We start from the raw sequence: 19,601 nt of genomic DNA, 5'->3' as shown, positions 1-19,601 counted from the left end.
ACGTACATCAGTAAATAGGCATAACGGTAAAAATGCTTAATTCTTGTGGCAACAATTATTTCATTATCAAACCTGAGTGACCGCGCCAGGAATGCTTCCACTGATAAGCGTTTAGTTGCAGAACCTGCGCCCGTTTTGCAGAACGGTAATCATGAAATCCTAAGGCAGGTATACCTTTCGTTCATGATAAAACATCAAATGATTAAATCTATTTGGATTTATTCTAAATAAATATACCTTTGCAAAAAAAATGCCACAGCGGGACCTGAACTCCGTGTGGCATTACCGGATTTAATCCGGATACCTTTAACGTCTAATTAAAAGTAAATGCAATTTAAGAAAATTTTATTCTTAGGTGTGTGCTGCACCGGAATATTTGCAGCTCACGCCAGTTCTGTTACTTCACTAAAAGGAAATTATACAAATCCTTCAGATAGCCTTGTTCAACACCGCAATGACGAACAAACGGGTGTAGTGAGAGGAAGAATCACCACTGCCGATGGTAGTGTAGCTGCTGGTGTAAGTGTTGTGCTGAAAGGCACTCGTTATGGCTCGGTAACTGACGAAGACGGATTTTACCAGATCAGGCGTGTGCCGGTTGGCGATTATACATTGGTGGTTTCGGCGGTTGGCCTTTATCCAAAAGAAAAGCAGATACAGGTGTCAGCACGTGGTACCGTGATTGCTGATTTTTCTTTGAAAGAAAACCGTTCTGAATTAGATGAGGTACAGATCAGCACGAATAAAAAAAGATATAAGGTAGATAAAGTGTCTCCTTCATTACGGTTGCAATCTCCCCTGATTGAGGTACCGCAGAATATCCAGGTGGTAACCGGCAAGATACTGGCAGACCAACAGGTATTTGATATTGTTGATGGTGTAACCAGAAATGTGAGTGGTACCATACGCGTAGGCCATTGGGATGCCCAATATGCCAATATTTTTATGCGTGGCACCAGCATTCCGGCCTTCCGGAACGGCATGAACCAAAAAATGCCCTGGGGGCCATTGGCTGATGATGCCGCAACTATCGATCGCATTGAATTTGTAAAAGGCCCATCCGGCTTTATGATGGCCAACGGTGAACCCGGCGGTATTTATAATGTGGTAACCAAAAAGCCTACCGGTCAAAACCGCAGTTCGGTAAGTGTAGCTGGCGGAGGTTACAACCTGGGCCGCATAGCTGCTGATCTGGATGGTAAATTAAGTCGCGATGGCCGGTTACTGTTCCGCCTCAACGTAGCTGCACAAACCAAAGACAGTTACAACAAATACAACTACACCGATAAATACATTATTGCTCCCGTAATCAGCTACCAGATAGATAGCAATACCGTAATTACCGCTGAATATACTACCCAGCATGTAGAAGCACAGGCGTTAGGTTCATACGGATTCTCGCCAAAAGGATTTGGAGATACCGATCCCAGTTTCTTTCTTGGCGATCCGGCACTTGACCCCGCAAAGCTTTATGACCATAATGCCACCGTTTATGTGAGCCACCGTTTAAATAATGACTGGAAAATCAATGCCCAGGCGGCTTATCTCCGTTATGGTTTAGATGGCGGAACTCCATGGCCATCGAAAATTGCAGCAAATGGTGATATGCGCCGTTATCTGAACATCAGCGAAGAACTGGCCATTAATAAAAACATCCAGGTAAGCCTAATGGGCGACCTGACTACCGGGCCGATCATGCACCGTATACTTGGCGGACTTGATATGGGCAATTTGAAAACCTGGGGCGATTTTTCCAGCGTAACGAAATCAGATCTGCAATTGGCAAACGATGCTACCTTTAATATTTATAACCCGGTTTATGGCATTCCCTTTAACAATATTCCTTTCTTTGATCGTTCGCGAAGCATTCAGAACCGTTCAGGATCTAATGTATATGCCACTAACCTCACCTATACCGGCGCTTATTTACAAGACGAGCTCCGCATGCTGGATGGCAGGGTTCGTTTAACATTAGCCGGCCGTTTTACACATGCTGTAACTGTGGGCAAAACTAACCTCACACAGATCTCTGATAATGTTTTTAGCCCAAGGGCCGGTTTGAGCGTAACCCTGGCAAAAGATTTTAGTGCCTATACCCTCTATGACCAAAGCTTCCTGCCTGTTGCCGGTCAGGATTATGCCGGGAATCCGTTTAAACCAATCCGAGGCAATAATATCGAACTGGGCCTTAAAAAAGATTTCTTTGACGGTAAATGGAACGTCACCGCTGCCGCCTTCCGTATCAAAAAGAAAAATGTGTTAACTGCCGACCTCGATCCAGCACACCTGGCCATGAATCCTAACGCACAGATCCAATTAGGGGGTATCATCTCAAAAGGTATTGAACTGGACGTTAACGGCGAAATTACTCCCGGATTAAATGTGGTATTAAATTATGCGTTAACGGATGCCACAGTAAGTGAAGATGCTAAACCAGAACTGGTAGGCAGACATACCCCTAACTCGGCAAAACACATTACCAATGGCTGGTTGTCTTACCGCTACCAGAAGCAAGGGGCCTTGTTAAACGGTTTTGGATTAAGTGCAGGATATCAGATCCAATTGGATCGTTATGCCGGGTCTACTACAGTTCCGTTGATGTTACCGGCTTATTATCGTTTTGATGCAGGCGTTTCGTACGAAAAAGGTAAAATTACCATTGCCGCGTTAGTGAATAACCTGTTAGACCGCAGACTGCTGACACAGGGATCATATACGAAGCTGGCTACTGAAACAGCAACATCCGTTTCGTATTATACCTATATCTATGAGGTTCCGCGCAATGCACGACTGAGCATTACCTACCGGTTTAAATAATCAATATCCGATCAATAAAACAGGCACCATGACCAAGACCCGAAATCAAGGAAAAAAGAAGCAAAAAGACACGCTTTTAAAGCGCATCAACAATTGGCTACACTTGTGGTTAGGATTGATATCTGGCGTCATTGTACTCATCGTGTGCCTCACGGGTTGCATTTGGGTATTTAATGAGGAAATCACCGGAATACTGGAGCCAGACACAAAAGTCGCCTGGCAGAATAAGCCTGTGGTTAAACCTTCTGAACTGATGCAGATTGCAGCGAAGCTTTACCCGGAGAAAGTACCCTCGTATGCCAACTACCAGCAAGGCCGGGCCATTAATTTAAACTTACGGGCTGCTCATGCTGGTCCAAAGGATCGCCGTACGGGCAATACCATCCTGAAAGTGAACCCTTACACGGGCGAAGTGATCAGTACTGAGGTGCATAAACCGGGCGAATCAGATTTCTTCAGGTTTATTTTAAACGGACACCGTTTTCTCTGGATGTCGCCTCAAATCGGTCGGCCAATTGTTAACTATGGCACCCTGATTTTTGTTGTTTTGCTGATTACCGGGCTGATCTGGTGGTACCCCAAAAAATGGAATCAATCCACGCGTGATAAAAGTTTTAAAATCAAATGGGGTGCATCTTTTAAACGGGTAAATCTCGATCTGCACAACGTACTCGGCTTTTACGCTTTATTATTTTTACTGGCCATCGCCCTTACGGGGATGGTATATGGTATTAAATGGTATAGTGAGGGTATGTACTGGGTTACATCAGGCGGCGAAAAGCTGGCAGAATACAAACGCCTGGATTCAGACTCGACGCGAAAAGGAACGGGCTACATGCCGGAAAAAGCGATGGACATCGCCTGGAACAAGGTCATTGCCCGACACCCTAAATCAATGGGCTTTTATTATAACTTTGCCGATACGGCTGATGCCAAGGCCGCCATTAACATCACCGTATACCCAAATAAAGGGCAGTTTTACAATAGCCAGGGTTACACGTTTGACCAGCACAACCTGAAAGAACTAAAGCGGGACGATGCCTATTCGGTGGCCTATGCGCAAGCTTCTTTCGGGCAGAAATTGCGAAAGATGAATTACGATATCCATGTAGGCAGTATTTTAGGATTTCCGGGAAAGGTATTGGCCTTCCTCGCCTCACTCATCGGCGCCAGTTTACCGATTACCGGATTTTTGGTATGGTATGGCCGAAAGTTTAAGAAAAAGAAACCGGGAAAAATTTTGACGAAGCAGCCTACCCATATTTCTCCGGAACCTGCGGAACAGCTACTGGTGAAAATATAAAAACAAGCCCCGGATTTGAAAAGCCGGGGCTTCGTTTTTTAAAATCTGAACTCAAAAAAGTTAACTTTAAAAGGAACCCATCTAATAAATCTTATCATTTAAACTTAAACTGCAGTACGCATTGCCGCCCGCCTCGACATTATTTTCTCGATCAGGCCGTGTAAACGGCTCCGGTAGTCGCTGCCCAACCATTTGATATAGTTTTTGGTTACCGAACCCAGGCATTTACTGTATTGTTTTATCCTCCAATCGATTTCTTTATCAAGTTCAGTTGCCAATGCCAAGGCGTTGCTCACCGTGTCAGCATTGTCAATGCACATCGTGGCATGTTGCCTGATGGAATTGCGGAGCACAGTTTTTGCTTTTTCCCCTTTATCCATTGCTGTTTGATAGGCGGCCAGTACATCAAATGCGATTTCCGTGCTGTTTGGAAAACTGTTTCTCATTTCCGCAGGCATCTGGTGAATATCATCGCTGGCCTTTGCCAGTATCTGGTGATAGATTTCAGGGTTTTCGAATACATGCTGCCAGTCTACCGGCTCATCCCATTCTCCAAACCTTTCTGCATTATTGCCGAGGTCTATAATAGTAAAAGTCTTTTTACCGGGCAAACGCCTCGCTCCCCTCCCGATCATCTGGTGATAAAGCGTAAGTGAGGTAGTAGCACGGTTGAGCATAACCGACTGCACAGACGGTTCATCAAAACCTGTAGTTAAAATAGATACTGAGGTTAATATTGCTCCCTTTGTTTTTTTAAACCATTTTAATATTTCAATCCGTTCCGCATTTTCTGTCTGGTTATCTAAATGGCGGATGGGGTAACCAGCCTGCTGAAAAACTTCCAATACCTTTCGGGAGGTAAATATGCCGTTATTGAAAATCAAGGTTTTTTTCCCAAGAGCGTGTTCCCTGTAGGCGTGGACCAAAAGATCGAGCATTACTTTTGATGAATACAGCTCATCGGAACTGCTCACCGTGAAATCACCATGTATGCCCCTATTCAGCGTGTTGAGTTCTACCTCATAGGCAAAACTCTTTGGCTTTGCCAAAAAGCCCTTTTCGATCAGTGAATTGATCTGCTCTCCAAGCACCAGCTCGGTGTAAAAGCTTTTCATCGGCAGCGCTGCATCTGCCGAAAAAGGTGTGGCCGTAACGCCGATTATCCTGGCGAACGGAAATTTTTTAAGCAGTTTATGAAAGGAATTGTGATGGGCCTCATCTACAATTACAAGGCCTACCCCTTTAGTATCAATCAGACCATCATCTATCCTATGTTTAAGGGTCTCGACCATGGCTACATAACATTGATAATAGTCTTTTTTAGCTATCCGTTTAACTTTACTGTCTACCACTTTATTAAAAACGCCAGCATTTTTCATGACAAGTGAAGTCTGTTTGCACAACTCTTGCCTGTGGGTAAGCACAATGACCTTTTTTCCGTATTGCCTGATAAAACGATCGGCAATTTCAGAAAAGATAACCGTTTTACCACCGCCTGTAGGCAACTGGAAAAGCAAACGCAGCTGATCAGTGCCGGTCTGCATTTTTTGAAACAAGGTTTCTATCGCATACTGCTGATAGGGATATAATTTTTTTGCTGACCCATGCGCAGCCGTGGAGGATAAAATCTGCATGGTGTTACAACCAATTAAACCGGCTGAAAGTTTTAAGATTTAGCAGGATAAGTCAGCTCCACATGCTCATGGTCGTAAGCAATAGTACAAGGCCTACTTTTCACAGGCTTTTATCAGAGTGGGAATTCTTAATGAAATTGAGACTCCGATTTCCGAGAACTTTATACAATTCAGTTTAAAGTGCCGATAAAATATCCTTTTTATCAAACAGCAGGTTGTTGATGAAGAACAAACAGATTTGGTAAGTTACGGTATATGAAATGGCGGTTAGCATAAAAAAAGCGGAAAAAACCAAAGGCTCTTCCCGCTTATCTAAATTAACGCTCTCAGTATATAAACACCATTACCGGCAATATGTTTGGCGCAATAAAAAAAAATCCAGATTCATCTATCTCCATCCAAGCCCCGGTGCAACGTGTTCCAGGATGGCGGTTAAGATATGAATATTATAATCAACACCCAGGGTATTAGGAATGGTCAATAATACTGTATCCGCTTCCTGTATGGCTTCGTCAGCAGCCAATTCCTTGATCAGCTGATCGGGTTCAGCGGCATATCCCCTACCGAAAACCGCCCGTTGGGTGGGCTCGATATAACCAAAACTATCCGCCGCCTTCCCTTGCTGTCCAAAATAATACCTGTCCTGATCGTTCATCAGCGCAAATATAGACCGGCTGACAGACACCCTTGGTTCGCGATCATGTCCGGCTTTTTTCCAGGCTTCCTTATACACCCTAATCTGTTCAGCCTGCTGGACACTGAAGGGCTTGCCATTCTCGTCAAATTTCAAAGTGGAACTCTGCAGGTACATGCCGTTCTCTGCCGCCCAAACCGCGGTAGCATTGGAAGCAGCTCCCCACCAGATGCGTTCGCGAAGTCCTGCCGAATAGGGTTCCAGCCTTAACAGTCCAGGAGGATTAGGAAACATTGGATTTGGATTCGGCCTTGCGAAACCTTCTCCATTCAATCTTTCCAGAAACTCCAAAGCCTTTTGCCTGCCCATATCAGCATCGTTTTCACCATCCTTTGGTGAAAAACCGAAATACCGCCAGCCTTCCGTCACCTGCTCAGGCGAACCCCTGCTAATGCCCAGCTGTAACCTGCCACCAGAAATCAGATCGGCTGCGCCAGCATCCTCAACCATATATAAAGGGTTTTCATAGCGCATGTCGATAACGCCTGTTCCGATTTCGATCTTCGAAGTTTTTGCACCAATGGCCGAAAGCAGCGGAAAGGGTGATGCCAATTGCCTTGCAAAATGATGTACCCTGAAATATGCTCCGTCAAGACCGATCTCTTCGGCCGCAACAGCCAGGTCAATGGACTGCAGCAAGGTATCGCTAGCGGTACGTGCCTGATATGAGGGATGTTCGGCCCAATGCCCGAACGATAAAAATCCTATCTTCTTCATTTTATTGATTACGAAATCCAAAGTTAGCATTACTCGTAAAGTGCAAGGGTCATCCTGTAGTCATAACCACTACTGTCCTTTAGCAAACAATAGCCCGAGCTGATTGTTCCAAATCAGTCATGTCAAAAAGAAAACAGATACGGTCAAAAGAGCAGTTTGCTGCTGCGCTTGAGCTGGAAAGAGCGGGTGATCACGCTGCCGCATTAAAACTTTACCAGAAATCTGCCACGACAGATCCTGCTAATTCCCACGCTTGGAACAGGCAGATGGTACTTTTTCGCAAAACTAAATCAAAAGAAGATGAGGCCAAGCTCATCAAAACGGCCATAGCCGAATACCGGAAATCATACGAAACTAAACAACAAGATTGGCTTCAAAAAAACCAGGACAAGGCGGAAAGCACACGGGAACTGGCCCATATATTAGGTATTTTAGAACCAACGGGCCTTCCAGCAAACCATGACGCCACCGTCGAAAAATGGCAAACCAGGCTGTATCTGCTTGAATACCGTATCAAAAATGTACGAAAGAAGAAAGCTTCGTTAGAAAAGCCCTTAAACAAATCGTCAAAAAGAACAGCTGCTGAAAAAAAACGTAAGCAAAATGCCGTTACCCAACCCAGGCTTGAAAAAAGCGATAAGATCAATCCAATCTGAACAGCCCCTTATTGCCGCTAACACCGCCAACCACCTGATAACAGCAAAATCCCATAGCGATAAAACATAAACATAAGCCAATATGTTGCTTAGCTATGCCGGCAGCAAGAAAACCATCTTATCTTGATTTTGATAACGAAGCATATCCATGGAAGCGGGATGTCGATTATAGAGACTATCCTGAAAAATACCGGGTTGGCAAGGGAGAACAAGGCGTTCTGATCTGCGAGCCCTATAAGTCTGAGATTGGCCAATTCTGGAGGTTCAGGACACCAGAGGTTGCAAAAGAAAGCAGTGAAAAGATATTTAAAATGTTCCTTAACTATACACGAGAAAATGATTTTGTTGGGGCAGACATGGCAAGAAAATACCTGCAGATGGGTTACACCCGCGCCAGGCGATACGCCAATTATAAAGGTGGGAAGAAATACGATAAAAACCAGGATTATACGCCACTTGAACGTGGCACCGGATCCGCAGAGAAAGCAAAATCCGCAGCAATATTCTACGCCACCTATAAATTAGCAGAGGCCCATCCGATTTACAAATCGATGAAGGCAGACTGGAAAAAACGGCTGGGATAGCAAATTCAAATGTCGCCAGAATTAAAGCAAAATTTGTCTGGTAAGATTTCAGGATTGCTTTTTAGGAATATAGTCGCTGTTCATCGGTATAATAACTGGCCCTTCCTTTGATCTTTTCTGACTTCACTACTGCTCCGGAAGGAGATTTTTCCAGCTTTGCCCCATGTACTTTCATAAAGTCGCTCAGCTCGCCGCGAAGCTCATCTCCGTTCTCTTTTGCGATAGCTGTAATGGCTTCCTGCAAGACAGACTTCAAACTATGGAACAATTTTTTGACAATTTTTTCCGGTATGGCCGAGCTGATCGAAAACGGGGATACTCTGGCATCCCACAGGATCTCATCTGCATATGAATTACCGATGCCTCGCATCTTCTTCTGATCCATCAGCAACTCCTTAACCATTTTTTTGCTCTTGCACAGCACCCCGGCAAAATAATCTTCATCCATTTCAAGCGCATCTGGTGCCTTTGCAGCGTCGGGATTTAAGGTAGGTGTTGCCGCACGCAAGCTATCTAGTATAGCAAAGCCTTCACCCCCTGAAAAATGAAAAGCAAGTATAGTGTATTTTGGCAGCTCCGAATCTTTATCCATTGCCTCCAGTTCGCCCCTAAGCATCAGATGAACCTGTAGAATTTCCTTACCGAAATGAAAGTGCAAAGTTTTTCCGTAGCGTAAAACCTTCGAAAGTTTTTTTCCTTCGAGCTTGGCCCGGAGCTGGGTAGCAGTCACGTTTAGCTTTTTGGTCACTTTTACTTCCAGTTCCTTTAGGGTTTTCCCTTTAAACCGACGAGAAAGGATCTGCGCAAACACTTCTAAGTCTGGTAGTTCAGCCATAACATTTTTTAAGATTAAACACGCCCATTTTTATACTTCTTACCGAACTCAGTGATGGGTTTGCAGGATTGAAACATTGTTCATGCCCGAAAAGTTTAGACCTGCTCCGCAGCAGATACTAATAGGTATCCCTAACGATCTGGCGCAGCATATTCAGGTTGGCATGTGCCTCTCCCATCGTATTATTGAAATACACAAATACCTTTTTGCCTTCTGACAGCCATTCGGTCACATAACTTGCATACTCGTACAATACGTCGTCAGCATAACTTCCCCTATAGTTTCCTCCCGGACCATGAAACCTGAGGTAGATAAAACCAGGATGGCTTTCCCTTACCGGAGAACTGGCTGGCGACTTATCATGTATCACCATACCAAGCCCAAACTCTTCCAAAAGTTCATACACCTCATCTATATATAAAGAGGGATGCCGAAATTCAAAAGCGATCTTCCATTCAAAAAAAGGATCATGAGTTCTAAGCACCGACATGAGAAAGCGCAGTTGCGCAAAATGAGAAATCCTGACGCTCGGGGGGAACTGCACCAAAAGACAGGCCTTTTTTTCCTCCACATGCGAAATAACTGAAAAGAATCTGGATACGACCTCCGGATCAAAGGCCAGGTCCTTATTGTGGGTCACCTCCTTAAAAAGCTTAAAAGTGAACCGAAATTTCTCAGGCACATCAGCAGCCCATTTTTTCATCGTGGAAGCCTGCGGTATTTTATAAAAGGAAGAATTGATCTCGATAGAATCCATCAGCGAGGCGTAATAGCACAGCCTGCTCTTCTCTTGAAATTCTTTGGGGTAGTGCAATTTATTGGGAACGGGCAACAGTAATCCGCTGGTACCCGAGTAATAGTTCTCAAAAGCGATGTCCATATTAACTAAACAAGTTGAATAGAAAAATTGTTGAACGGCCAGGTCAGAAGAATAGCCACCTGAGGCAGATCGGAAAATCCCTTAAAAAAAAGCAGCTCTTTTCAGAACTGCTTTAAAACCCGGGTTAAATCGAGATTCAAATTTAAGAAGCCTTCAACGCTGATTTAGCGCTATTAGCCACTCTTCATGACAAACTAATGATGGTAGATCCCAATATTTCCAAAACTCACTTAGCACCGGAGCTTACCGATCAGGTATGCTAGGATTTTTTGTCATTTCTCTACTGTTTTTTTTAGTAGACCCTGGTAGAGATCTTTTAATACTCTCTTTAGTAGGGTCATTTTAGTTCGGTCTTAATGACGCCTGCAAAAGTTGCTGCCCATATCGCACCATTCTTGTCTTTCGCAATCCTTTCAACGTTTACACTGGGTACGCTGGAATTTTCAGTGGTATATATTTCTGTCTTTTTTAAAGAAATGTCATATCTAATGATGCCGACATTATTCTGGCTGAGCCACAATACATTTTTTTCTTCATCGAGAAAGAAGTCGTTAATACTATTGGCTGCAAACATCTTTTCGTCCTCCTGCCACATGCGTTGCCATTTTCCATCAGGAGTGTAGTTATAAATTCCGGCTGCTGTACCTTTTTCGTTGTATAACGAAAACCACAGGTTTCCTGATTTATCTTCCTGCATTTTGGATATATATGCTCTTGAAAGCGGTGAGGTAGTATCGTTCAGAACAATTGTTTTTCCCTTTTCTATCATGACGTTTCCTTCGAAAGTACCAATCCACGTGCGGTCCTTACTGTCCACGAACGCGCCCAATGTCTTGTCTGACGGAAGTTTGGAGTTCTTCTTGTTCATCACTGACCATCCACGACCATCAAACTTAATCACCCCTTCCCAGGAAGTAAAAAGTATATTATCATGCCGATCGACAAAAATCTTTCTGGCCCAGTTGATGGGCGAGTTTACAGAGTCGAATTTGGTCCAGCTCCTGTTGTCATAGCGGTAAACATCATAACCGATCACAAACCATTTGTTGTCCTTTCGGTCAACCTCCATATCCCTCACGGACTGCGTCTGGTTCTTGTTGTATGAGGTTGCGCCTATTGCTGTGTTGGAAGCATTGAAATGTGACCACTTGCCATCGGTGATTTTTACAATGCCATTGTCCGTGCCAATCCATACATCTCCCTTTTTATCGCAAGCTACTGCCCTCGACATGTCCCAAGGGAGTTCTGAATTGTTTTGGGTATAAACTTTCCAACTTTCGCTCAGCTGGGATTTTTCGCTTCCCTTTTTGTCGGGTGTGCCCGCAGCCTTCATATTGGACTGGTTGGCAAAATTAAATATCCTGCGCTTGGCCCGAAACTTGCCATCTTCGAACTCCAGGATAAGTGATATTGAACTGCTCTCCTTTTTATTGCCGTTCATGGCGGGCGTCCAGTTTTCTGTGGCATTGATCGAGCGTTTTAAGCTCAGCAATTCAGAACTGATCCCGGTCTTATTTTCCACACTTAGTAGGCAGGGTTTGCCATCCTGGCTGATAAGGATCTGCATTTCGAGGCTTCCTTTTAGAGTGGCCAGTTGCTGTTGTCCTATACCCCTAAGAATATTCTGGATGACCGTTTTTGGCGGTTGGGCCTGCGGGTCGCCGCAGTCAAGACAAAATGAGGAAAGTTTGCAGTCTTCGAATTTTTCGGAATATAAACTTTGTGCCAGTATAACTTTGGCAAACAGTATCAGCACAATAATTAGTAGCGCTTTTTTCACGGTATATTTGTTGTTGATTTTTTGATAGTGGTTCACGATGGGTTTGAGCTAATTTTTTTGAACTTTTTTTAAAAAGAATTAATGACCTATTAGAGAGGCTATCGGGCATTCAAGGCAGCAATGATGGCTTGGTTGATAGCAGAATATAATGCGGAAGACAGGTGTTGATATTCCTTGTCCAGCTCCCCGTCATCCATTACCATATCATTCCATGATCCCATGCCCCCGAATACCCATGCTCGGCTGGCGGCAAAAAGCAATTGCCGTTCTTCCAGGTTATATACTAGCTCAGGCAAGAGGTCAGGATGATAAAAGCTAGCTTCCGGATTTGGATCGTTCAATGTTTCCAGGGCTTTAAGAAAAACCGACACATAGTTTTCCCGACCAATACGGTTTGCAAAATCCGTAATGGCAAGTAGCGTTCCGGAAAGTAGCTTCCGCCGGGTTTCCAGTTCGAGCTGAAGGTTTCTGAGCTGAATCTTGTACTCAACCTTTCGGTATTCCACAGACCAGATCCGGTTATCGCCGCCTGGTTCTTTGGTTACCTTCCAGCCAGCATACCACATATCTGAGTATTTAGGATAAATTGTTTCGATGCCCCAGGTTCCTCCGCCTCCGACCATTCCAGCCATTTGGTAGTCAGCGTTATTCGAACTGCTTTCTGAACCTTCATAATACAACCGAAGTGCCTGGCAGCCTTCATGGCTTAAGTAAGTGTACCATTCCAGCGGATTTTCAGCAACGGTGGTGATTTTTGTCGAAGGAAAAAAGGTCTTTCGTTTCTCAGCGGTAAAAAAGACCTGATTGCAATACTGAAAAGTGCTGTTCTGTTTAAAGAAATTGGGATGGCTTCGAGGGTTTTCGATGCACTGATTTCCATATCCGACCATTGCGATGAGCTGAGCCAGGGTTCCTACCATGTGTTTGAGCGTAACAGTTGAAAAAACATAATTGTAGGAAAGATAAATCTTTAATCGCTTTGCTCAAAATTATTTTCTCCAATGTCCGAAACCAGACGACTAGTCAGCATTTTTTTTCATTGGGTAGCGGTCGTGTGTGGTGCGTTTTTCAATCCAGAAAATTTACCGGAGTTCATAGCCTTTCTTGGAAAAAATCAGAAATTAAATAAAATTACAAAGGGATTGGGAAAAACCTAATTCAGAAAGTGGAATCTGGTAATCTCTGAGCAGATCCGAGGGGTAAGCGTTAGGCCGCAAATCCGGAGTATCTACTGAACAGTTTGGAACTTATAGGGATGGATAGTATTCCCGAAATACACAAGTAAGGCTCATTACTTATCTTTTATTAACTGTGGTGTTATTTAAATACTTGAGTTGAAGAGTTGAGAGGTCAGATTGGCCCATTATAATACGCTACCTCATCAATATCCTCATATTTCGTAACTTCCAGAGCATCCAAATCTTTTTCGGGATCGATCCAAAGCTTTAAAATAGAAATATACTTAAATGATATTTCATCCCTATGGTAGGTATCTCTTAAAGGTATATTGCCAACAAACTTGATCTCCCCCCAGGTTTGCCTGAATAATTCAAAACTACTTCTCTCAGGTGTTTCCTCTTGATATGGATTAACAGGCAAGAGCCATCCCGATTTTGTTAGTTTAAAGTGGGTAAAATCTCTCCTCCTGTTAGTCCTTTCGCTCCTTCGCTCGAAATAATTTATAGGATAGCTATTCAAAAATCTACATCCGCTGTGATAGCAATGGGTTACGAAAGGATCTTGTGCCAAACAGGGTACTGTAGCCAAAGTTTTTGGCACCCAACTCTTCAATTCGTTGATATTTCCAGATTTAATAAATGAATTCATAACATCAAGATTTAACTTAATGATAACGGCTATTTGGAGAGGTATGGTATAACTTGACAAACCAACTTTTTTGATCTCTTCTCGCCAATCTCTAATCATCTGCAAGCTTATTAATAAAAAGTCGCTACAAGCAAAATATTTTTGGCGAGAAGAAATCAATTAGCTTCGGTTTTATCGAAAATAGAGATCGTTCTTCCAGAGTGGGCTGGTTCCGCTGATCTAAAAATAAGTGGTAACCATCGTCCATTGTTTTAATACGGATAAGTTCAAATTGAGCTATAAGATCAGTAGGTAATAATAATTTAAGTAGTTCGGTCTCCAAGGCAATTCTGCTAAAAAAGGCTAAACTAAAAATTTAATCCCAGCCCCCAACTTTTCCGCTTGATCCTAAATTCAACGATTTAAAAAACCACTAAAACGAAAAAGTCCTTTAAGATATCTTAAAGGACTCACGGGGTGGATGATGGGGCTCGAACCCACGACCCTCGGCACCACAAACCAATACTCTAACCAACTGAGCTACATCCACCGTATTTTTTGATGTCACAAAAGTACGACTTTTAACATTCCCTGCAAATATTTTTTTTAATGTTTTGATAACAAATTTTTAATTCCTTAACATTCAATTATTTGAATTTGAAAAAAAAAATTCGACAATAGATAAAATGGGCGATTTTAAACCTAAAAACATAACTTTACCCCGTTTATGATCGAAATTTATACAGACGGAGCAGCTAGCGGCAACCCCGGACCAGGTGGCTGGGGTACCATTTTGAGGGCTGGGCAACACTATAAGGAATTGAGTGGAGGCTTTAGAATGACCACTAACAACCGTATGGAGCTATTGGCTGTAATAAAAGGATTGGAAGCATTAAAGAGTTTAAACCAGGAGGTAACCGTTTATTCAGATTCGAAATATGTGGTAGATGCAGTAGAGAAAAAATGGGTTTTCGGCTGGGTGAACAAAGGTTTTAAAGACAAGAAAAACAAAGACCTCTGGTTGAGGTTCCTCGAACTCTACAAACTCCACAAGGTGAAATTCGTTTGGATTAAAGGCCACAACGCCCATCCGGAAAACGAGCGTTGCGACCGACTGGCAGTATTTGCCTCTCAAGACAAGCAAAACTTAGCGATAGATAGTGTTTTTGAAGCGGAGCGAAATAAACTCCTTTAATAGCCCCTGCAATCACAAAAAAAGAAAACACATCATCACCTTTTCTGGAACTGAAAATGTTGATAACATTATAACATGACGGATGAACTGAAGCGTTTACATGTCATCAAATAACGATAACCTATATGATCTGTCCGATATTTCAAAAATAGTTTGATATTTAACTATTTTACTTTTATCTTTGTGAACGTAATGGAAAATTCAGAAGAATTGAAACAGTTTGTTGATGCCATTCTAAACCTTCGGATGAGCATGAAGCAATATGTGCAAAAAAAAATCAGAGAAGATAAGATCGATCTCACCTATGAAATGCTCCAGGTATTAGCGGTACTGTGGACGAGTGGAGAAATGAATCAGCAGGATATTGCAGATAAAATTCAGAAAAATAAAGCCAGCCTGACTTCCTTGCTTGATAACCTTGCAAAACGAAACTTTATTATCAGAACCGAAGACCCTGTTGATAGAAGAAATAAAATCATATCCTTAACCGACGAGGGTAAACAACAGGAAGGTCAGATTTTTCCATTGCTCAATCAATTTTATCACACCTTGCATACGGGCCTTAGTGGTAAGGAAATAAAACAGGTAACTATACTGTTAAAAAAAATGCAGAACAATATCAGCTGATATTTTTTGCCTATTTAGTTTGATATTTAACCGTATAATATTTAACCATAAAATGAAAAATAATAAACGATTGCTGGTCATATTAATAACCCTTTTACAGATAACCTCTTCAAAAGCCCAGGATACGCTTCACAGGGTAATAGGCATCCAGGAGATTTTAACAATGACCGAAGAAAATTACCGGGCACTCAAAGTATCCAGACTCGCCGTAGATCTGGCTGGTCAGCGGGTCGAAGTGGCAAAGCTTCAACGCCTTCCGGGTGCTTCCGCGACGGTTATGGGTGGCTATCTGGGTAACGCCACCATTCTGGATCCCGACTTCAGTAACGCAAAAACAATTCCGATGCCGCACTTCAGCAATACCTTTGCTTTACAGGCTAGCCAGGTTATTTTCAAAGGAAATGCCATTAACAATGCCATTGGCATAACTTCCTTACAGGAACAGCTATCGGTGATTGGCTTCCAGGAAAACCTCATGGGAGCAAAATTATTGGTCATTGGCAACTACCTCGACATCTTTAAACTATACAACCAGCGTCAGGTATATGAAAAAAACCTATCCCTGGCCTTACTGCGGCTTAAACAGATCACAGTGCTATATCATCAAGGTATGGTAACTAAAAATGATGTGATTCGTACCGAACTACAGATTGCGAATATCCGCATGGCCATCACCATACTAAATAATAATTATAACATCATCAATAAACAGCTCACCACCATAACCGGCTTAAATGAAAATATGGTTATTCTACCGGATACCAGCATCCTGGAAAGGAAACCAGTGTTGAACAATTATACTGTATACAGGGACCAGGCACAAAATAACGCCCCGGCTATTCGCGCAGCACAAACAGGAGTTACTATTGCGCAACACAGTGTGGCAATGGCAAAGGCCGACCGCCTTCCCACACTTTCGGCTTATGCAGGCAATAATCTTGCCCGTCCCATTACAACAGCGCTGCCACCACTCGATAAATATACCAATGGCTGGCAAGCCGGACTTAGTTTATCTTTTAATATTGCATCTATTTACACCGCTCCAAAAACGGTCAGGTTGAACAAAATTCAGCTTAAACAGGCCGAAGAAAACGAAAAGCTTACAAGAGACAATAGGAATATTGCCGTAAATGCGGCTTTTATAAAACACCAGGAGGCTATCAGCCTGAGTGAAACGTTAACAGAAAACGTACGCCTAGCCGGCGAAAACTACCGGATAACGGAAAAAAAATACCTCAATCAACTCGCTTTACTTATTGATGTGCTGGATGCAACCAATGCCAAACTCGATGCTGAACTGCAGCTTATCAATTCAAAAATCAATATACTTTACACCTATTATCAGCTACAAAAAGAAGTGGGCACTTTGTAATCTTACAATGAAATAAAAAAATGGCAGAAAAATCAACACAACGCAAAGGTGGCAAAAACCACCGCAAATTAGTATTAATAAACAGTATAATATTTATTCTGGTATCCGTAGCCCTAATCTGGAGTCTGCTCCGCTACCTCCACATTGGAGAGCAAACCTATACGAATGATGCGCAGATAGAATCCTTCATTAATCCTGTCAATACGCGGGTATCAGCCTACATTAAAGAAATCAGGTTCATAGAACATCAGAAGGTAAAAAGAGGTGATACCCTCGTTATTCTGGATAACCGGGAAATCGCCACCCAGGTACAGCAGGCCGAAGCAGCCTACTTAAATGCGTTGGCAGGTAAAAATGTCAGTTCCGCTACAGTAAACACAATCAGCAATAATATGGCCGTTATGGAATCGAATATTGCCGCAGCTAAAGCCCGTTTATGGAATGCCGAAGAGAATTATAACAGGTATAAAACACTGCTTAAAGATGAGGCGGTAACCCGCCAGCAATATGACCAGGTTAAAACCGAATATGATGCACAAAATGCACAATATCAGTCACTGCTTAGGCAACGCAAAACGGCCGGTCTGTCTGTGGTAGAAGCCAGTTCCAGGATCAAATCCAATGAAGCAGAAATCAAAAGAACTGCTGCCGCACTGGAAATGGCAAAGCTTAACCTGTCGTACACGGTAATTACCGCAGCAAATGATGGTGTACTTGGTAGAAGAACAATTAACGAAGGCCAGCTTTTACAGGCCGGGCAACAAATTGCGACACTGGTAACCGATGACAAAAAGTGGGTAGTTGCAAATTTCCGGGAAAAACAAATGCATGCAGTTAAAATTGGATCAAAAGTAAAAGTCACTGTTGATGCGCTGGACGGAAAGGCTTATGAAGGTAAAATCACAGCCATATCCGAAGCTACCGGTGCAAAGTATTCCAGTATACCTGTTGATAACTCTACCGGGAATTTTGTCAAGGTACAGCAACGTATTCCGGTGCGGATAGAATTTACCAAAAACAATTCAACTGAAGCGGTTAAACAATTAAGAGCCGGTATGAATGTAGAAATAAAAATCATTTAACATGCTATACAACCAAGGTTTGTTCAAAGATAGGGTACCCAAAAAACTACGATTGTTGCTGATGGCAGTAATGACACTTCCTTTGTTGGGAATTAGTCCGATCTACACCACCACGCTGGGCGATATGTTTTCTGGAATCGGCGTCTTGTCGGAAGATTTGTCTTTTGCCAATAATGCATCAGTAATAGGAATGGTACTGGCCATCAGTTTTGTGTTTAAGTTTAAGGGTTGCTTTACCGGGAAACAAATTTTGATAACCGCTTATTTGCTGCTTACAAGCTGTATCGCGCTTATTTCTATCTCACAAAATATTTTCTGGATAACCATACTAAGCACTGCCATAGGGTTCATCAAATTAATTGGGATGGTCGAATTGTTATTACCACTGATGGTTATCATTTCTCCCACAGGCGACAGGGGTAAATTTTATGCTGTTTTTTATCCCTTAAGCATCATACTGGGTCAGTTATCAGGTTTTTTGGCAGCCCATATAGCTTACCAGTACAATTGGCAGGAAATATATTCCCTAATAATAATACTATTACTGTTTTGCAGCTTACTGGCCCTGGTGGTGATGCATAACAAAAGAGCAGGCAAAAAGCAATCTTTCGGTAAACCAGACTGGATAAGTATCCTATTGTTAACCACCTCCCTCCTTCTGGCAAATTATGTACTGGTTTATGCCAAACAACAAGGATGGTTAAGCTCATCAACTATCGTATTTTCTGCTTTGGGCTTTCTTATCTGCGGGCTCTTGTTTATCCTGCGCCAGCTTACCCTGGCAGTACCATTTATCGATATCAGGATCTTCAAAAAAAGAAGTGTCATATCAGCGCTTATAGTGATTTTTTTAATGGGCCTCTTTCTGGCAACTTCGGCATTGCAATCCACTTTCACAGCACTTTTGAAATACGATGCACCAACCAATGCAGCTTTAAACCTGGCCATGATACCCGGTGTGCTGCTTGGGGCGGTAATTGCTTCACAATGGTTTAAACGAAACTGGTCTATAAAATCAATGCTCTTCATTGCATTTTCGTGTTTCTTGGCAAACACGCTGATCATGTATTTTTTAATCGCGCCGGTAATTGAAATAAGCGACCTGATACTGCCTCAGGCACTAAAAGGTGCCGGAATGTGCCTGGTATATATCGGTGGTTCATTCTACTTTGCCAGCAAACTTTCGCCCGGACAAATGATGTCAACCATTGGTATTGCCGTGTGTGTCCGATCATTTATCGGTTCAGCTTTTTTTACCGCATTGCTGTCCTGGGCAGCTTACCAATTACAATGGGACAGTCTCAATACCCTATCGGGAGGTATGGATGCAAACGACGCATTAATTAATTTGCGCGGAGCAGGAATACAGCTGTTTTCAGCCACACAGCCACAAGCCATACTGGCCGCCATCAAAGAGTTATTCGGTTATGTTGCCCTGGCAGGCATAATGATACTGTTTTTCGTGCTTTTACATCCTTTTGAAAGGATGTCGCATAGAAAACTGATTATTTTTCGCAAGCGGTTTAAGGGAGAGCTCCTGGACGGTTATCGGATACCTGACAAAAAATCTGGCGAACTGCTCGAAATCGGAGCAGCAGTAATTTAACAGATGAAATACC

Annotated in this window: 16 protein-coding genes and 1 tRNA gene; 9 read left to right on the top strand and 8 right to left on the bottom strand. The window is 42.8% G+C overall.

Annotated elements, in window-relative coordinates:
- Window positions 1-327 precede the first annotated feature (327 nt).
- Window positions 328-2,817: a TonB-dependent siderophore receptor gene (locus tag ACK1I8_RS05095; protein ID WP_412468259.1), complete on the top strand. Its 2,490-nt coding sequence runs from the start codon at window positions 328-330 to the stop codon at window positions 2,815-2,817.
- A 28-nt stretch (window positions 2,818-2,845) separates the two neighbouring features.
- Complete coding sequence (locus tag ACK1I8_RS05090; protein WP_412468258.1) at window positions 2,846-4,120, top strand: PepSY-associated TM helix domain-containing protein; 1,275 nt, start codon at window positions 2,846-2,848, stop codon at window positions 4,118-4,120.
- A gap of 104 nt (window positions 4,121-4,224) precedes the next feature.
- Here ACK1I8_RS05090 and ACK1I8_RS05085 read toward each other — a convergent pair whose 3' ends face one another.
- Window positions 4,225-5,754 (bottom strand): DEAD/DEAH box helicase, encoded by a 1,530-nt coding sequence (locus ACK1I8_RS05085; RefSeq protein ID WP_412468257.1) that lies wholly within the window; start codon window positions 5,752-5,754, stop codon window positions 4,225-4,227.
- Window positions 5,755-6,142: 388 nt separating this feature from the next.
- The gene (locus ACK1I8_RS05080; protein ID WP_412468256.1) at window positions 6,143-7,165 is read right to left on the bottom strand and encodes an LLM class flavin-dependent oxidoreductase; all 1,023 of its coding nucleotides are present in this window, start codon (window positions 7,163-7,165) and stop codon (window positions 6,143-6,145) included.
- A gap of 119 nt (window positions 7,166-7,284) precedes the next feature.
- On the opposite strand from ACK1I8_RS05080, the gene ACK1I8_RS05075 reads away from it, so the two are divergent.
- Complete coding sequence (locus tag ACK1I8_RS05075; protein WP_412468255.1) at window positions 7,285-7,821, top strand: hypothetical protein; 537 nt, start codon at window positions 7,285-7,287, stop codon at window positions 7,819-7,821.
- A 95-nt stretch (window positions 7,822-7,916) separates the two neighbouring features.
- Window positions 7,917-8,405 carry a DUF4385 domain-containing protein gene (locus tag ACK1I8_RS05070; RefSeq protein ID WP_412468254.1) on the top strand — a complete coding sequence of 163 codons (489 nt, stop codon included), beginning with the start codon at window positions 7,917-7,919 and terminating at the stop codon, window positions 8,403-8,405.
- A 61-nt stretch (window positions 8,406-8,466) separates the two neighbouring features.
- Here the strand turns inward: ACK1I8_RS05070 and ACK1I8_RS05065 are convergent, their stop codons facing one another.
- The 6 genes from ACK1I8_RS05065 to ACK1I8_RS05040 form a co-directional block, all read right to left on the bottom strand.
- A complete protein-coding gene (locus ACK1I8_RS05065; RefSeq protein WP_412468253.1) occupies window positions 8,467-9,240 on the bottom strand; it encodes a DNA-formamidopyrimidine glycosylase family protein in 774 nt (257 codons plus the stop codon).
- 118 nt (window positions 9,241-9,358) lie between these two features.
- Window positions 9,359-10,120, bottom strand: a complete 762-nt coding sequence (locus tag ACK1I8_RS05060; RefSeq protein WP_412468252.1) for a DUF72 domain-containing protein — start codon at window positions 10,118-10,120, stop codon at window positions 9,359-9,361.
- A 337-nt stretch (window positions 10,121-10,457) separates the two neighbouring features.
- Window positions 10,458-11,936 carry a two-component regulator propeller domain-containing protein gene (locus ACK1I8_RS05055; RefSeq protein ID WP_412468251.1) on the bottom strand — a complete coding sequence of 493 codons (1,479 nt, stop codon included), beginning with the start codon at window positions 11,934-11,936 and terminating at the stop codon, window positions 10,458-10,460.
- A gap of 62 nt (window positions 11,937-11,998) precedes the next feature.
- Complete coding sequence (locus tag ACK1I8_RS05050; protein WP_412468250.1) at window positions 11,999-12,820, bottom strand: hypothetical protein; 822 nt, start codon at window positions 12,818-12,820, stop codon at window positions 11,999-12,001.
- 430 nt (window positions 12,821-13,250) lie between these two features.
- Window positions 13,251-13,727 (bottom strand): hypothetical protein, encoded by a 477-nt coding sequence (locus tag ACK1I8_RS05045; RefSeq protein WP_412468249.1) that lies wholly within the window; start codon window positions 13,725-13,727, stop codon window positions 13,251-13,253.
- A 455-nt stretch (window positions 13,728-14,182) separates the two neighbouring features.
- A tRNA-His gene (locus ACK1I8_RS05040) sits at window positions 14,183-14,256 on the bottom strand.
- 177 nt (window positions 14,257-14,433) lie between these two features.
- Between ACK1I8_RS05040 and rnhA the strand changes: the two genes are divergently transcribed.
- The 5 genes from rnhA (at window position 14,434) to ACK1I8_RS05015 (ending at window position 19,588) form a co-directional block, all read left to right on the top strand.
- A complete protein-coding gene (rnhA, locus tag ACK1I8_RS05035; protein WP_412468248.1) occupies window positions 14,434-14,901 on the top strand; it encodes a ribonuclease HI in 468 nt (155 codons plus the stop codon).
- 192 nt (window positions 14,902-15,093) lie between these two features.
- Window positions 15,094-15,528 (top strand): MarR family winged helix-turn-helix transcriptional regulator, encoded by a 435-nt coding sequence (locus tag ACK1I8_RS05030; RefSeq protein WP_412468247.1) that lies wholly within the window; start codon window positions 15,094-15,096, stop codon window positions 15,526-15,528.
- A gap of 52 nt (window positions 15,529-15,580) precedes the next feature.
- Window positions 15,581-16,900, top strand: a complete 1,320-nt coding sequence (locus ACK1I8_RS05025) for a TolC family protein (protein WP_412468246.1) — start codon at window positions 15,581-15,583, stop codon at window positions 16,898-16,900.
- Window positions 16,901-16,920: 20 nt separating this feature from the next.
- Window positions 16,921-17,982: an HlyD family secretion protein gene (locus ACK1I8_RS05020; RefSeq protein WP_412468245.1), complete on the top strand. Its 1,062-nt coding sequence runs from the start codon at window positions 16,921-16,923 to the stop codon at window positions 17,980-17,982.
- 1 nt (window position 17,983) lies between these two features.
- Window positions 17,984-19,588, top strand: coding sequence for a hypothetical protein (locus ACK1I8_RS05015; RefSeq protein WP_412468244.1), 1,605 nt, complete (start codon window positions 17,984-17,986; stop codon window positions 19,586-19,588).
- Window positions 19,589-19,601 lie beyond the last annotated feature (13 nt).

This window comes from Pedobacter sp. KLB.chiD (assembly GCF_047040275.1).
GTDB lineage: Bacteria > Bacteroidota > Bacteroidia > Sphingobacteriales > Sphingobacteriaceae > Pedobacter.
Note: the sequence above shows the minus strand (reverse complement) of the source record. Positions and strands in the feature narration are given on the sequence as shown.